The sequence below is a fragment of the Asticcacaulis sp. W401b genome (assembly GCF_046503825.1).
Lineage (GTDB): Bacteria > Pseudomonadota > Alphaproteobacteria > Caulobacterales > Caulobacteraceae > Asticcacaulis.
In genome coordinates, this window is record NZ_JBKFEE010000014.1 from 18265 (window position 1) to 33856 (window position 15592).

16 protein-coding genes are annotated in these 15592 nt (G+C 60.1%); 13 read left to right on the forward strand and 3 right to left on the reverse strand.

Going from position 1 to position 15592, the window contains the following annotated elements; translation table 11 throughout:
• Window positions 1–209 precede the first annotated feature (209 nt).
• The 11 genes from ACK8OE_RS17580 to ACK8OE_RS17630 all read left to right on the forward strand — a co-directional run bounded on the left by ACK8OE_RS17580 (window position 210) and on the right by ACK8OE_RS17630 (window position 12821).
• Complete coding sequence (locus tag ACK8OE_RS17580; protein WP_290793258.1) at window positions 210–1040, forward strand: flagellin; 831 nt, start codon at window positions 210–212, stop codon at window positions 1038–1040.
• A 286-nt stretch (window positions 1041–1326) separates the two neighbouring features.
• Window positions 1327–2145 (forward strand): flagellin, encoded by an 819-nt coding sequence (locus tag ACK8OE_RS17585; protein ID WP_410273649.1) that lies wholly within the window; start codon window positions 1327–1329, stop codon window positions 2143–2145.
• A gap of 120 nt (window positions 2146–2265) precedes the next feature.
• On the forward strand, window positions 2266–2595 hold the full coding sequence (locus ACK8OE_RS17590; protein ID WP_290793254.1) for a flagellar protein FlaG: 330 nt from the start codon (window positions 2266–2268) through the stop codon (window positions 2593–2595).
• Window positions 2596–2732: 137 nt separating this feature from the next.
• The gene (locus ACK8OE_RS17595; RefSeq protein WP_410273650.1) at window positions 2733–3566 is read left to right on the forward strand and encodes a flagellin; all 834 of its coding nucleotides are present in this window, start codon (window positions 2733–2735) and stop codon (window positions 3564–3566) included.
• A 206-nt stretch (window positions 3567–3772) separates the two neighbouring features.
• Window positions 3773–6673, forward strand: a complete 2901-nt coding sequence (locus ACK8OE_RS17600; RefSeq protein WP_410273651.1) for a transcriptional regulator — start codon at window positions 3773–3775, stop codon at window positions 6671–6673.
• 45 nt (window positions 6674–6718) lie between these two features.
• A complete protein-coding gene (locus ACK8OE_RS17605) occupies window positions 6719–7369 on the forward strand; it encodes a hypothetical protein (protein WP_410273652.1) in 651 nt (216 codons plus the stop codon).
• Between the two features lie 10 nt (window positions 7370–7379).
• Window positions 7380–7826, forward strand: coding sequence for a hypothetical protein (locus ACK8OE_RS17610; RefSeq protein WP_410273653.1), 447 nt, complete (start codon window positions 7380–7382; stop codon window positions 7824–7826).
• Window positions 7827–7960: 134 nt separating this feature from the next.
• Complete coding sequence (gene ssb, locus ACK8OE_RS17615; RefSeq protein ID WP_126424015.1) at window positions 7961–8479, forward strand: single-stranded DNA-binding protein; 519 nt, start codon at window positions 7961–7963, stop codon at window positions 8477–8479.
• Window positions 8480–8705: 226 nt separating this feature from the next.
• Complete coding sequence (gyrA, locus tag ACK8OE_RS17620; RefSeq protein ID WP_410273654.1) at window positions 8706–11462, forward strand: DNA gyrase subunit A; 2757 nt, start codon at window positions 8706–8708, stop codon at window positions 11460–11462.
• Between the two features lie 34 nt (window positions 11463–11496).
• A complete protein-coding gene (coaD, locus tag ACK8OE_RS17625) occupies window positions 11497–11988 on the forward strand; it encodes a pantetheine-phosphate adenylyltransferase (RefSeq protein WP_013480556.1) in 492 nt (163 codons plus the stop codon).
• Complete coding sequence (locus ACK8OE_RS17630) at window positions 11988–12821, forward strand: peptidylprolyl isomerase (RefSeq protein WP_290793233.1); 834 nt, start codon at window positions 11988–11990, stop codon at window positions 12819–12821. Before coaD ends, ACK8OE_RS17630 begins: the two co-directional genes overlap by 1 nt.
• A gap of 54 nt (window positions 12822–12875) precedes the next feature.
• Here ACK8OE_RS17630 and ACK8OE_RS17635 read toward each other — a convergent pair whose 3' ends face one another.
• From ACK8OE_RS17635 to ACK8OE_RS17645, 3 genes are read right to left on the reverse strand one after another with little or no spacing between them, the layout of a single operon-like run.
• Window positions 12876–13319 (reverse strand): COG3650 family protein, encoded by a 444-nt coding sequence (locus ACK8OE_RS17635; protein ID WP_410273655.1) that lies wholly within the window; start codon window positions 13317–13319, stop codon window positions 12876–12878.
• Window positions 13319–13543: an NF038104 family lipoprotein gene (locus ACK8OE_RS17640; RefSeq protein ID WP_410273656.1), complete on the reverse strand. Its 225-nt coding sequence runs from the start codon at window positions 13541–13543 to the stop codon at window positions 13319–13321. The genes ACK8OE_RS17635 and ACK8OE_RS17640 overlap by 1 nt, the downstream gene beginning before the upstream one ends.
• Window positions 13544–14242 (reverse strand): pirin family protein, encoded by a 699-nt coding sequence (locus tag ACK8OE_RS17645; RefSeq protein ID WP_410273657.1) that lies wholly within the window; start codon window positions 14240–14242, stop codon window positions 13544–13546.
• Between the two features lie 175 nt (window positions 14243–14417).
• Between ACK8OE_RS17645 and ACK8OE_RS17650 the strand changes: the two genes are divergently transcribed.
• Together ACK8OE_RS17650 and ACK8OE_RS17655 are read left to right on the forward strand one after the other, a co-directional pair.
• Window positions 14418–15026: a helix-turn-helix domain-containing protein gene (locus ACK8OE_RS17650; RefSeq protein ID WP_410273658.1), complete on the forward strand. Its 609-nt coding sequence runs from the start codon at window positions 14418–14420 to the stop codon at window positions 15024–15026.
• A 77-nt stretch (window positions 15027–15103) separates the two neighbouring features.
• Window positions 15104–15475: a helix-turn-helix domain-containing protein gene (locus tag ACK8OE_RS17655; RefSeq protein ID WP_290793218.1), complete on the forward strand. Its 372-nt coding sequence runs from the start codon at window positions 15104–15106 to the stop codon at window positions 15473–15475.
• Window positions 15476–15592 lie beyond the last annotated feature (117 nt).

Sequence of the window (15592 nt, forward strand, 5' to 3'; positions counted from 1 at the left end):
GATTTTGCCGGGCAGGGCCGGTGGGCAAGGGTGGGAGTCACTGATTCCCACCTTTTTCAATTTAAAAATATCCATTAAAAACAACGATAAAAATATTTAACGCGACCTTACAGGCTGGCATTTCCATTGCTAGGTAACGGGCAGGCCAAAATGGCTTTGCGGCAAAATTGCCGGTCAAATCCCCGACCAGAATGGAAAGGACGTTATCGATGCCGAATATGTCGATCAATACCAATGCGGGTGCGATGATCGCCCTGCAAAACCTGAACAAAACCAACAACGAACTGCAAACCACGCAAACCCGCATCAATACAGGGTTGAGGGTTGCGAGCGCCAAGGATAACGGGGCGGTTTACGCCATCGCCACCCGCCAGCGCTCGGATGTATCTTCCCTTGGTGCGGTGACGGACTCGCTTGATCGGGCTAAATCGGCTGTCGATGTAGCGATCTCCGCCGGCGAAAGCGTTGCGGATATGTTGACCCAGATGAAGGAGAAGGCACTCGCGGCTTCGGATACGTCCCTGACCACGGTCAGTCGTCAGGCGTTGAACGAAGATTTCAAGGCGCTGCGCGATCAGATTTCGAAAACGGTGAACAATGCGACGTTCAACGGGGTCAATCTGATCAAGAATGGCGCTTCAGCGATTGCTCCCCTGGCCAATGCGGACGGCTCGTCAAAGCTGACCGTGGCGGCGCAGGACCTCAGCCTGACGGGCAGCACGATCACGCTTTCGGCGGGTTCGGCCTTTACTTCGGCGGCGCAGGCAAAGACCATTGCCGATGCCGTGGATGTCTCGATCGCCAATGTGTCTGCGGCGCTTGGCCGTCTGGGGACGTCATCGAAGTCGCTGGATGCGCACGCACAGTTTGTTTCGAAGTTGGTCGACTCGATGGAATCGGGGATCGGCAACCTTGTGGACGCCGATCTGGCCAAGGAAAGTGCGAAGCTTCAGGCCCTGCAAACCAAGCAGCAGCTGGGTGTGCAGGCCTTGTCTATCGCCAATCAGGCTCCGGGTGTCGTTACCCGGCTGTTCCAGTAAGGTCTTTAAAGGCCGGAGTTGCGGGTCCAGGCGGGCCCGGCTCCGGCTTTCTTTTTGCCCAAAACGCGCGCGGCAAAAACTGCCGGACCGGGCAAAAATTGCCGGTAAGCGGCAAAAATTGCCGGGCCGAGGGTGTGGTTAAGGCATGTATAACGCTTATATTTCAATTACATACCTCGGTTTTCCGTAAGCGGAGGTTTGGCCCGCCGCTTGCAGCCGAATGGTTAGGCAAAATGCCGCCGGACGACAAAATGTCTCCGGTTCATCTAGAAGAAGGACTAGACCTATGGCGCTCAATAGCGTGAATACCAACGGCGGAGCTATGATTGCTCTGCAAAACCTGAACAAGACCAACGCCGACCTGCAAACGACCCAAACCCGTATCAACACGGGCCAAAAGGTCGCCAGCGCTAAGGACAACGGTGCCATCTTCGCGATCGCCCAAGGGCAGCGCGCTCAGGTTACCTCGCTCAATGCGGTTCAGGAATCGCTCTCCCGTAACGCATCTGTCGTCGATGTGGCCATCTCGGCCGGCGAATCCGTTTCCGACATGCTCTCGCAGCTGAAGGAAAAGGCCCTCGCAGCGTCTGACTCCAGCTTGAGCACGGCCAGCCGCACCGCTCTGAACGAAGACTTCAAGGCGATCCGCGACCAGATCGGCAAGACCGTCAACAACGCGACGTTCAACGGCATCAACATCATCAAGCAAGGTGGCTCGGCCCTCTCGGCTCTGGCCAACGACTCCGGTGGTACGCTGACCGTTGCGGCTCAAAACCTGTCTCTGACGGGTCTGGGTATCAACGCGACGACGATCGGCACCAAGGCTACGGCTTCGGCGGCGGTTGCGACCCTCGCGACCAAGATCGACGACGTTTCGGCCAAGCTGGCGAAGCTCGGTACGTCTTCGAAGTCGCTGGCTAACCACGCCAACTTCATCAGCAAGCTGTCTGACTCGATCGAAAACGGGATCGGCAACCTTGTGGATGCCGACCTGGCGAAGGAAAGCGCAAAGCTGCAGGCCCTGCAAACCAAGCAACAGCTTGGCGTTCAGGCCCTGTCGATCGCGAACCAATCGACTTCGACGGTTCTGAGCCTGTTCCGTTAAGGAATGACGGGGGCGGCGTTTCGGCGTCCGCCCCCTTTTTCTCTGATCTGATGTCTGGCTCGGCATCACGGTCATAAACAGAGGGCGCAACGGCGTAAGTCGCCGTGCGTAATACAGGAGATGATTACGAATGCAGTAACCCCGCCCGCCGTCACCGACCCCACTCAGGTTAAGCCCGTGGAGCCGGTCAAGCCCGTTCAGGAAGTCGCTCCGGCGACCTCGGGCAGCCAGACGGAAAACGGTTTGTCGAATCATGACCGGGCGCAGTCCCAACCGGCCTATATGCTCAAACTGACGATAGATAAGGACCCGGACAGCGGTGAGTTCATCTATCGCGCGATTGATCGCTATACCGGCGAGGTGGTCCGCCAGTTCCCGCAAAAGGAGCTGTTGGAAATGCAAAAATCGAGAAGTTACAAGGCGGGAAGCATCGTCAGGACCGATATCTGACGTCTTTTTCCGGTTTGTGAGCTGTGATATTTACCGCGTACCTGCCAAGGTCGCGGATAAAGGCGTTTGCATGAATTAACCTTTTGGTTACCATGTTCGTTAAGACTTTTGAGTCGTAGCGTATATGGAGAATCCTCATGCCGACGGTAAGCGTCAATACCAACAAGACTGCCATGACGGCGTTGCAGAATCTGAATGCAACGACCCGCAAACTGGAATCGACGCAAACCAAGATCTCCACAGGCCTTGAGGTGTCCAGCGCCAAGGACAATGCAGCGCTGTATTCGATCGCGCAGGGGCAACGCGCTGATCTTAGCTCGCTCAGTGCGGTGAAAAACTCGCTCAACCGCGCCACATCGGTCGCTGACGTGACGCTGGCGGCCGGGGAATCGGTCTCCGACCTTCTGGTGCAGATGCGCGACAAGGTCGTTTCGGCCATGGACCCATCGCTTTCAACGGCCTCGCGAAACGCTCTGAATGGCGATTTCCGCGAACTTCTCCGTCAGATCAGCCATGCCGTAGCCAATTCGTCTTTCGATGGCACCAACCTGCTTAACGGCACGATCACGAATGGCATTAAATTTATAGATAATGCCGATGGCAGCTCGGTTGTAACCCTCTCGGCGCGCAATTTCAGTCTGGGGGGCACGATCATTACCCTGTCGGCGGCGGCCAATGTGCTGACCCTGACCCGGGCGACATCGGCTCTGGCCCGTCTGGATGCCTCGATCAATAACGTTAATGCCAGCCTTGCCGCACTGGGTTCGGAAGCCAAGCAGATCGAGGGGCGTCAAAACTTCGTCGCCAAACTCTCCGGCGCTATCGAAGTCGGTATCGGTAATCTGGTTGATGCCGATCTGGCCAAGGAAAGCGCCCGCTTGCAGGCCCTTCAGGTGCAGCAACAGCTGGGCACGCAGGCCCTGTCGATTGCCAACCAGTCGCCGCAGGCCATCCTCCGACTCTTCCAGTAGGCGCTTACTTTACGCAGTCTGAGCAAACCCGCCGGCATCCGGCGGGTTTTTTCTTCAAGCCGCCATTGAGGCGGCGGCCAAGGTGGCGAAGCCACCGCCCGGCGAGGGGCTAAACAAAAGCGAGATCATTATGTTTCTATGAGAAATCATAATGATCTCGCCCTTTTTGCTGCAGGTTAACGCTTCTTAAGCTTTGATCTGTGACAATGGCCGCTATGACCGTGTCGTTCGATACCAGCCTGTTGACGAGTTATTTCAACTCGAAGACCCGTGCCACTTCCGGTACGGCCAATACGGCTGCGCAGACGACGGCGGCCAGCCCTACGGGCACCACCCGCGCGCCAACCGCGCCGTGGGAAAAGGGCGGCACGCCCGACGACACTCTGGTCAAGAACATACTGGCGGGTAAGAGCTTTATTCGCGAATCGGCGGTTAATCTCGATCTGGCTGGCGCATCTACCGACTACAAAAAGCTCTACACCCTCTATACCGGACTAAACTCCCTGCGAGCCGTGGCGGCCAAGGCGCAGTCGATTCTGACGGGGAGCAATCCCGACTCGATCAGCAACAAGACGGAACTCAATACGCTGCGCCGTCGGTTTGATTCCGGCATCGGAGAGGTCAGCACCTACGTCAAGGATGCGGATTACGAGCATCTGGACCTTGTGCAGGGGGCCATTACCGACAAGCTGAAATCGACGGTGGGCATCGCCCGCACCGATACGGCCTATTTCGCCAAGGACATCCATTCGGGCACGGCGACCAGTGAGGTCGAGGCCTTCAAGGGCGATGTGGCCTTTGACATTTCGGTCAAGCGGACGGGGACAACGGACCCGATCAATGTTCATATCGACCTTGCGGAAATGGGTAGTGAAACCCGCTCGATGTCGAGCGTCGTCACCTATATCAACGACAAGCTGAAAGCGGCGGGGCTTTCGACCAAGTTCGCCGTGCAGCGGACGGCGGGCGGTGACAAGACGGTTGAGGTGAATGGCAAGACCGTCAAGGTTGGCACCAATCCCGACACGTTTTCCTTGAAGATACAGGGAGACTCTACGGAGGCCCTTACCTTTAGTGCCGCGCCCACCGGGGACTCGGTTTTTGTCGTGCAGAAGACGGGCGATACCGACAAGACCACGAAATACAACAAGGAAACCAAAAAGTTCGAGACCGTCACGCCCAAGCAGACCACCGGCATGGTGAAGTTCAGCACGGGTGGCGATACGGTGTCGGCACCCGGCGATACCTTCTGGACGGCGGGCCGCAGCGTTCAGAACGACCTTGAAGGCGCGATCAAGACCGTGCATCAGACGGTTTCCGGGCCGGATGGCTCGGTTTATGTGCTGGCCGATGTCGATGGCACAACAGAGGGTCAGACGATCAAGGGCACGCAGGACGTGGCTTTGATCAAGTACGATTCGGCCGGCAATGTCGTCTATGCCCGCACCCTGGGCGCGGCCGACAGTGCCACCGGCTACGCGCTGAGCGTCGGCGATGATGGCAAGGTCGCCATTGCCGGGTCGGTGACCGGTACGCTTTCGACCGTTACCACCACGACCTCAAGCTACACGGTGGATGGCAAGACCTTCACCACGACCTCGACCAAGGAAGACAGCGGGACGTCCGGCACCAACAAGACGGTTGCCGACAGTTTTGTCACCGTGTTTGATTCGGCCGGTCAGGAAATGTGGACCAAGCGCTTTGGGTCCACCGATGAAGATGCCGCTCTGGCGGTGACCTTTGGGTCGGATGGCTCGGTTCAGGTGGCCGGCAAGACGCGCAGCGTCATGCAGGGCGGAGTCGGTTCGGCGGGTGGCTGGGACGCCTATATCCGCAGTTTTGATTCGACCGGAAAGGCGACCGCCACGGTGCAATATGGTACCTCCGGCACCGATCAGGTCAGCGCAGTCAAGGTCGATGGCAATACGCTCTACGCTGCCGGTGTGGAAGACGGCAATATCGTCCTGCGCGCTTATGATATCAGCGACCCAGCCAAGCCAACCCTGACGGGCACCCGCAATCTGGGCGGTCTGGGGGGCGGGCAGATCGGCGCCATCGACGTCTATAACGGCAAGGTCTATGTCGGTGGTTCGACCGGCAATGACAGTATTCTGGGCGGCGGATCGGGCAGCACCGCTTTCCACGGGCATTCCGACGCCTTTGCCGCCACCGTCTCGACGGATCTCGCCTCCACCGCTGGCGATAAGGTCGTCTATTATGGCGGGGCAGGGGAAGAAAAGAACGTCAAGGTGCAGTTCACCGACGGCAAGGTCTATTTCGCCGGGCAGACCGAAGGCGAGATCGACGGCACGACCAAGATCGGCGAAGCCGACGCCTATCTGGCGCGCATGGACGTGGCCAGCGGCGCGGTCGAATGGAGCCAGCGCTATTCGGGCAAGGACGGTGAGGTCGATCCGCAGGCCATGGCCGTCACGACCAATGGGGCCTCGGTGCTGGACAGGCTGGGCCTGCCCAGCGGTACGATCGAGTATAAGAATTCGACGCTCCTGACCTCAGGGACTTCGGTGCGCGCCGGGGACTCCTTCTATCTGCGCGATGCCGGGGGCTCGCAGAAAAAGATCATGATCGAGGCCAATGACACGCTGGACACGCTGGCCAAGAAGATCCAGCGCGCGGCGGGGTACAAGCTCAAGGTGACGGTGGCTAAGGTGACCGGCAAGGCCGAGTCGCAACTGGTTATCGAGCCGCAGAACAAGACCAGCCAGATGGAAATCGTTAAAGGCCCGGCGGGCAAGGATGCGCTCGAAGGGCTGGGGCTGACCGAAGGTCTGGTCCGCACGGCGGAGGACACCTCCTCTTCGTCTTCCTCGAAAAAGACAAAGACGGATACCGAAAAGCTGTTTGGCCTGAAGTTCAATGCCGACGTCAATCTGAACTCGGAAGAAAGCATCACGGCGGCGCTCAAGACGCTGGACGATGCCCTGAAAAACGTCCGTTCCGCCTATCGTTACCTGCGCTATGGCGAAGATACGACCTCATCGGACGACAGCAAGAAGAAGACCAGTTCAGCCGGTTCGGCCGCCTACTGGAATGCCCAGGCTTCCAACTATTCTGCGGCGCTCTCCCGCTTGACAGGCGGCGCATAAACAGGCCTTTAGGGGGAGATGAACTCACCTCCGAGGGGATGGATTATGGCGCTGAATCGGAAGCAGACGATCTGGCTGGCGGGTGCAGGCGGGGCCCTGTTGCTGGCGGTGCTGATCGGATGGGCGATCTCCAGTTCGCAAAAAGAATCGCCGCGCATGAATACCGAAGGTCCGGGCCTTGTCCTCGACATCGACGATGCGCCGACCCTCGACGCCAAGAAGACGCTGCGCTGCTTCGTCAATGGGGAATTTGTGGGGCAACTGACCATCGCCGACTGCGCCAAAAAGAACGGCGTGGCCGCCAATGCGCTCGATGTGGGCGTCGATGAAAGCGGCGAAATGACCGCCGCCCCGACCGCCTCTCTGGCTCCGCCGCCCGTCATTTCGACCGATAAGGTGGCGCCTGTGGTCGTCGATTCGGGTGAGCCCGTGGCCGCAACCGCCCCGACCACCGGGCCGTCGGGAGCCTGTCTGCGCTTTGCCGGTAACGAGTGGACGCGTCTGTCGGACGGTATTTCGCTGAACGCCTGCGCGACCCTGCTGTTTGACGGTCGCTGCGAACGTCCGGGTTCGGCCTCCTATGGCCGCTGGGGCAGCCAGACCCTGCGCCTTGTGCCCAAGCGCGTTGAAATTTCGGATGATAACAAGACCTTCCGTACCCTGCTCGAACAGGGTCAGGGCTGCTCAGTAAAGTAAGGAGCCACTCATGGCGATGAAACCTGTTCTGTGGCTTGTCGCCGGGGCCGCCTGTCTGGCGCTGGCCGGGTGCGAAAAGACGGCCGTCAAAGCGCCCGATGCGAAGAATGTCTGCTTCCACATCGGCTTTCCAAAGGATCAGCCTCCGAAGTTCAACGTCATCAAAAAAGACGTGCCATCGCTGGAATATTGCGCGGCGCATCTCGACGCCCTGCGCATCAAGTTCCTCAGCATAGGGTCGCCGCGCAAGGAGATCGTCGGGGTCTATAACGGCACCTTCCTGTGGTCCACGCCGCGGGGCATTCGCATTTCCAAGCATTTTGAAGGCCCGGCCATGCCCTTCCTGACCAAGGCCCCGGACGGGCGTCTGGTCATCCCCAGCGCCTTTGAGGTGCCGCGCGACCGCAATTTCTCGGAGCCGCAGACCCTGCCGGACAATCTGCCTGAAAAGAAATAAGGGCTCCCGCGCAACGCGAAAAGATGTGAACAAAACGTTAACATCGACTTGGCAAGCGGCGTTTTGCCGCCTATGCTCAGGCCTCAGCAATTAATGTGTCCGCCGAATCGCGGGCAGAACGGAAGGCGCAGCGCATGGCGGGCTCGGTCAACAAGGTCATCATTATCGGCAATCTGGGTAAGGACCCGGAAATCCGCACGCTCAATTCGGGGGAGCGCGTCGCCAATCTGACGGTGGCCACCTCGGAACAGTGGCGCGACAAGATGACGGGCGAGCGCAAGGAAAAGACCGAGTGGCACCGCGTCGTGATCTTCAATGACAACCTGGCCAAGATCGCCGAGCAGTACCTGCGCAAGGGCTCGACCGTCTATCTCGAAGGCTCGCTGCAAACCCGCAAGTGGACCGATCAGCAGGGTGTCGAAAAGTACACCACCGAAATCGTGCTGCAACGCTTCAACGGCAATCTGACGCTGCTGGGCGGCCGTGGCGACAGCGGCGGCGGGTCGTCGTCGTCGGGTGGCTATGATCAGGGCGGCGGCTATGGCGGCGGTTTTGATGATGGCGGTTACGGGGCCCCGGCCTCCTCGGGCCCGAAGGCGCAGGGCTCCGGCCCCAAGCAGAACTTCGATCTGGACGACGAAATTCCGTTTTAAATCCTGTAAATTCGAACCCAAGGCCTGCGGTCAAACCGCAGGCTTTTTTGTGGGCGTTTCAGGCCGGTCCGCACGCAAAATAAATGTTAACAGGCGGGCTCTGAATTCCCCTAAAACGCCTTCCGGATTTGGGGATTAGTCGCAAAAGTGCTACGGTGCGCGTTAACCAGTGCGCCGACGTGTGATTCCCGTCGAGCACTTATGACTATGCAATGAAACGGGCTTCATGACCGATACTCCTGCTACCGGCCTGCCGACGCCGCACGGCATTTCGCACGTCACCATCGAGGATGAACTCAAGCGTTCCTATCTCGACTACGCCATGAGCGTGATCGTTTCGCGCGCCCTGCCGGATGCGCGCGACGGCCTGAAGCCCGTGCATCGGCGCATCGTCTATGCCATGTACGAAGAGGGCCGTACCCACGACAAGAAGTACGTCAAGTCGGCCAATATCGTTGGCGACGTGATGGGCCGCTACCACCCGCACGGCGATGGTGCCATCTATGACGCGCTGGTGCGGATGGCGCAGCCGTTTTCGATGCGCCTGCTGCTGGTCGATGGTCAGGGCAATTTCGGCTCGGTCGATGGCGATCCGCCGGCGGCCATGCGTTACACCGAAAGCCGTATGACGCGCGCGGCGGAGTCGCTGATCGCCGATATCGACAAAAACACGGTCGATTTCAACGACAACTACGACGGTGCGCGCCAGGAACCGTCGGTTCTGCCGTCGCGCATCCCGAACCTGCTGGTCAATGGGGCCGGCGGCATCGCGGTCGGTATGGCGACCAATATTCCGCCGCACAATCTGGGCGAAATCATCGAGGCCTGTCTGGCCATGCTCGATGACCCGCAGGTGAGCGCCGAAACCCTGCTGGGCATCGTACCCGGTCCGGACTTCCCGACGGGCGGAGAAATCCTTGGCCGTTCCGGCGCACGTCAGGCGCTGCTGACCGGTCGCGGCTCGGTCATTATGCGCGGCAAGGCCTCGGTCGAAACCATCCGCAAGGACCGCGAAGCCATCATCATCACCGAACTGCCCTATCAGGTGAACAAGGCGACCCTGATCGAGCATATTGCGGAAATGGTGCGCGAAAAGCGCATCGAAGGCATCTCCGATATCCGCGACGAATCCGACCGTCAGGGGATGCGCGTGGTGGTCGAGCTGAAGCGCGACGCCTCCGGCGATGTCATTCTCAATCAGCTTTACCGCTATTCGGCCCTGCAAACGAGCTTCGGCGTCAATATGCTGGCGCTCAACCACGGCCGCCCGCAGCAGATGGGCTTGCGTAAGTTGCTGGAAATCTTCCTCGATTTCCGCGAAGAGGTGGTGGTCCGCCGCACCCGCTTTGAACTGAACAAGGCGCGTGACCGGGGCCACGTGCTGGTCGGTCTGGCCATTGCGGTGGCCAATATCGACGAAATCATCCACATTATCCGTTCCTCGGTCGATCCGACCGAAGCCCGTGAACGCCTGACGGCGCGCAACTGGCCCGCCGGGGACATGTCGCCGCTGATCGAGCTGATCGCTGATCCGCGCTCGATCGTCTTTGAAGGCGGCGAGGTGCGGCTGACCGACGAACAGGCGCGCGCCATTCTGGCCCTGACCCTGTCGCGTCTGACGGGTCTGGGCCGCGATGAAATCTTCGGTGAAGCCCGCACCCTGGCGGCCTCTATCGCCGAATATCTCGCCATCCTGTCGTCGCGCGAGCGCATCCTCGGCATCGTGCGCGAGGAGCTGGAAGAGGTGAAGGCGCTTTATGCCGAGCCGCGCCGCAGCCTGATCGTCGATGGCGAAGCCGATATCGAGGACGAAGACCTGATCCCGCGTGAGGACATGGTGGTGACCGTGACCCATTCGGGCTACGTCAAGCGCACCCCGCTCAGCGCCTATCGTACCCAACACCGCGGCGGCAAGGGCCGCTCGGGCATGGCGATGAAGGACGAAGACGCCATCACCGGCATCTACGCCGCTTCGACGCACCAGCCGATGCTGTTCTTCTCCTCAACGGGTAAGGCCTATAAGCTGAAGGTATGGCGTCTGCCGCTCGGCAATCCGCAATCCAAGGGCAAGGCCTTCGTCAACCTGCTGCCGCTGGACAAGCACGAGACGGTGACCAACATCCTGACCCTGCCGGAGGATGAAGCTACTTGGGATCGTCTGGATATCGTGTTTGCCACGCGCTCCGGCGACGTGCGCCGCAACAAGCTGTCGGACTTCGTCAACGTCAACCGCGCCGGCAAGATCGCCATGAAGCTGGAAGAGGGTGACGCCATTGTCGGCGTGGCCCTGTGCACCGAGGATCAGGACGTGCTCTTGTCCACGGCATCGGGCCGCTCGATCCGCTTCGCCGTCGATGAGGTGCGCGTGTTCAAGGGCCGCGACTCGACCGGCGTGCGCGGCGTGCGTCTGGGTGAGGACGACACAGTTATCTCCATGGCCATCCTGCGCCGAGTTGAGGCCACACCAGCCGAACGCGCCGCCTATCTGAAGCACGCGGCCTCGCTGCGTGCGGCGGTGTCGGGCGAAGGCGAAGACACGCCGGTGGTGGTCGAAGACGAGGCCGAAGAGGGCGCGGAGGATGCGTCGCTGAGCGTCGAGCGCATCGCCGAACTGGGCGCGGCCGAAGAGTTCATTCTCACCATCGCCGATACGGGCTTTGGCAAGCGGACCTCGTCCTACGACTATCGCCGCACCGGTCGCGGCGGTCAGGGCATTGTCGCCATCGACCTGTCGAAGCGCGGCGGCAAGCTGGTCGCCTCCTTCCCGGTCGAAGACACAGATCAGCTTCTGCTGGTCACCGATGGCGGGCAACTGATCCGCACGCCGGTGTCGCAGATCCGCGTGGCGGGCCGCAATACGCAGGGCGTGACCATCTTCCGCACCTCAGGTGAGAAGGTCGTCTCGGTCGAGCGCCTGGCCGAAACCGCCGAAGAGGACGGCCCGGACGAGGCTGAGCTTGCCAGCGGGGGCGATGCCGGATAAGGCTGACCCATTACTGAATAAGGAGCCACGTCAGATGGCCAAAAGGATAGGGCTCTACCCCGGAACCTTCGACCCGATCACCAACGGACACTCGGACATTATCGGCCGGGCCGTTAAGCTGGTCGATCATCTGGTGATCGGTGTGGCGCGCAATACGGGCAAGGCACCGGTCTTCACGCTGGATGAGCGGGTTGAGATGTTGCGCGAAAGCTGCGCTCCGTTCGCCGATCGCGTCGAGGTCTTGCCCTTCGACAGCCTTTTGATGCACTTTGCCGAGGAACTTGGGGCGTCTGTCATCATTCGCGGCTTGCGCGCGGTGGCCGATTTCGAATACGAGTTTCAGATGACGGCGATGAACCAGCAGATGAACCGTGAGATCGAGACGGTGTTTCTGATGGCCGATCCCCGGCATCAGGCGATTGCGTCCCGATTGGTCAAAGAAATAGCCCAATTGGGCGGCAATATCGCGCCGTTCGTTTCAAAAAGCGTCGCTGAGCGGCTCTTGGCTAAGGTTGGAAAAGAGTAATGACGTTTAAGATGGGGGCTGCGCGCGCGGCAGGTCTGGCAATCGCCGCAACGCTTCTGGCCGGTACCGCGGTGGCGGCGACGCCGGGCTATCGTCCGGTCGATGCCGACAATACGCTAGTGATCGACACGAACAAAGGCCGTGTCATCGTTGAAATGTATCCCGAACTGGCCCCGCAGCACGTTGAGCGCATGAAGACGCTGACGCGGCAGGGCTTCTATAACGGGCTGAAATTTCACCGCGTCATTGAAGGGTTTATGGCCCAGACCGGCGACCCCAAGGGCACGGGTGAGGGCAATTCCGAGTTGCCGAATGTGCCGGCCGAATTCATCATCCGCCGTGACACGACGCTCGATATCACGCCGCTGACGACCGAGCGCGGTATCCTGACCGGTTACGTCAAGGCCCTGCCGGTGCAGTCGCAGGTCAACGACCTGATGGCTATAACCAAGGACAGCAAGGTTGAAACCTGGGGGCTTTACTGCGCGGGAACGCTGGGGATGGCCCGGGCCGGGGATGTCAACTCGGCCAACAGCCAGTTCTTCCTGATGCGCTCCTATACGGACGCACTGGAGCGTAAATATACGGCCTTTGGCATGACGCTGGTGGGGCTGGATGTGGTGCGCAAGCTGAAGCTGGGTGAGCCGCCGGTCGATCCGGATGTGATGACCAAGGTGCAGGTGCTCGCCGACATGCCCGAAGCCGAGCGTCCGAAGGTTGAGGTGATGGACACCCATTCGTCTGAGTTTGCCGCCCTGGTCGAAGCCAAGCGCAAGGCCAGTCCCGCAGGCCTTACCGGCTGCGATGTGCCGGTTCCGGTCAAGGTGAACTAAACCGCATAACATGTTGAAATAAAAAGGCCTCCTTTCCGGGAGGCCTTTTTATTCTTAAGGCTTCTCGCTTTCCAGCTTGGCCGTCGGGGTGGCGCAGCCCTTGAGCACTTCGTCCCCGAAATTGACCTCGGCGGTCAGCGGATAGACGCGGTCGCTCATGCCGTCCGAACAGGTCTGGGCGATCAGGGTCAGGCTGATTTCATTCGACAATAACTCAGCGCGCTTGGGCCCGCTCTTGTCCTTGTTGATCTCAAACAGATGGCGCGGAAAGACCTGCGCGTCGTCGCCGGGGCGTTCAAAGGTGACATCGCGTTCGGTCAGGCTGAGCGACCAGAAGGGCTCGGTGCCGATCACGCTTAGCGGCGCATTGAGATCGACGCCGGCCAGAGAATCGACCTGAGTCGATTGCGGCTCGGGTGGCTTTTCGATCTTTGGCCCACAGGCGGCGAGGGCAAGCAGGGACGCAAGCGCGACCGGGCGCAGGGCAGACAGCCGCATCAGTCCTCGCCCTTCTTGTTTTTCTTGTCTTTTTTATCTTTCTTTTTGTCGTCGCCGTCAGGGATGGCCGCGCCCACGACCTTCCCTGTGGTGCCTATGACCGCTCCCGTTACCCCCACGGCGGTGCCGACTGCCGCGCCGGTGACGGCTACGGCTGTACAGCCCTGAAGCAGAAGGGGAAACCCGATCAGGGCCGTGAGGGTAAGGAGCGGTTTCAAGCGCATCTAGGCAGCATCCAGAAGAAGAATTTCGGCGTCTTCGAGCGCTTCGAAGGTCAGCTCATCTTCGTCGATGATGGCCGCCCCGTCGCGCACGTTCAGCTCAAGGCCGTTAAGCTTAACACGTCCGGCGGCTAAGACCACGTAAACATGACGGCCTTTTTGCGGCGCGTAGGTTTCCGACTGGCCGCTGAGGAGCGTCGCCCCCAGAAGACGGGCCGGGGTGTTGATCTTCAGCGCCTCGGCATCGTCATCAAAACCGGACGCCAGCGCCACGAACTTGCCCGCCCGGTCGCTTTTGGGGAAGGGCTTGGCCCCCCAGCGCGGGGCGTGACCGCGTTTGTCGGGGATGACCCAGATCTGGAAGATCTTGGTCAGCACGTCCTCGACATTATATTCGGCGTGACGGATGCCGGTTCCGGCCGACATCACCTGAACATCGCCGGCTTCGGTGCGGCCGCGATTGCCCAGATTGTCTTCGTGGGTGATGGCGCCTTCGCGAACATAGGTGATGATTTCCATGTCGGCGTGGGGGTGCGGCGGAAAGCCCGACTTCGAGTCGATTTCGTCGTCATTCCACACGCGGATCGACCCCCACCCCATGTTGTTGGGGTCGTAATAGTCGGCAAACGAAAAGTGGTGACGGGCGTTCAGCCAGCCGTGTTTGGCGTTATAGAGCTTTTCAAAGGGGCGATGCTGGATCATGGCGTAGGCCTTTCGCAATAAAGGGTGTTGTTGAGCGTCAATATAGGCGGATGCAGTGTTGCGCATAGAGGGTGAATTAAAAACGCTTCGTTGCTAAAATTGCAACTCAGGCCTTGAATTAGGGCTGTTGTCTGTCGCTCGCTTGCGGCAGTATGCTGCAAGCGGGAGGCGAGATTTGGACAAGGCGCTCATCTACGGACAGGCTCTGGCGCAGCTACGGATGCGGGCGCGCCTGTCGCAGGACAAGGCGGCGGAGGCCGCCGGTACGTCGCAACCCACCTGGGCGCGCTATGAAAGCGGCGACAGCCGGGCCTTTCTCGACCGTCTGGCCGTACGCGCGAAAGTCGTGCGGGCGCTGGGCTTTACGCTGCGCGATCTGGAGGCCGAGGCGGAATTGCTGGCGACCGATATGCCTTACGCGACCCAAGAGGGGACGCAGGGGTTTGCGGCGGGTCTTTCGGCTTCGGGGGGCGTCGATCTGGCGCCGTTCCATCGGCCCGGTCTGCAACAGGTGCGTATTCAGACGGACGACCTGAGCCCCTATCTGCGCGTGGGCAGCCTCGCCATCTATGACACCGAGCGTTTATCGCAGCCGGGGGAGGGGGTGATCATCCGCCTGCGCGATGGGCGCAGCCTCCCGCGCTTTTATCTGCGGCAGGCGGCTGAGCTGTGGGTTGAGTATTGGGTGGCCGAAGGTGATGCACACCGGCGGGTGACGCAAGGCCTGAATATGGCTGATATTACAGGGGTTTACCCCATTGTTCTGCGTGGCGAGCCTGATTGAATCGCATCAAACGCATAAAATGAATTGACAATCTGGGCGTGTGTCGGCATTCTCCTTCTTGCAAGAGGGGAGACGTTATGCGCGAGACAGGTCATCCGGTTGATGTGGCGGTAGGGCAGAATATCCGCCTGATCCGCAAGGCGCGTGGCCTGACGCAGGAAAATCTGGCGGCGGGTTTGGGCGTCACCTTTCAGCAGCTACAGAAGTACGAAAAGGCTGCCAACCGAGTCAGTTGCTCCATGCTGATCCGCATTTGTGAGCAGTTGGGGGCGCACCCGATGGATATATTGCCGCCGGTAAATGGTGTCGCGCATCCGCTGACGGATACGCCCTGGTATCGCGACGCGCAGATCGTGCATCTGGCGCAGCCGCGCCTGTTGCCGGAACTGCGCCGCCTCAGCCGCGCGCAACTGCACACGCTTTTGCTGGCGGCGCGGGCGTTTGCCTGACGTCGGCTTCGAAAAAGTGGGGTTTAGAGCGCATTCCGAAAAGTGTGCAACGGTTTTGGCTTCGCCGAACTCCGTTTCGGAATCAAATGCGCGACCAAACAAAAGGTTAGAGCGGAA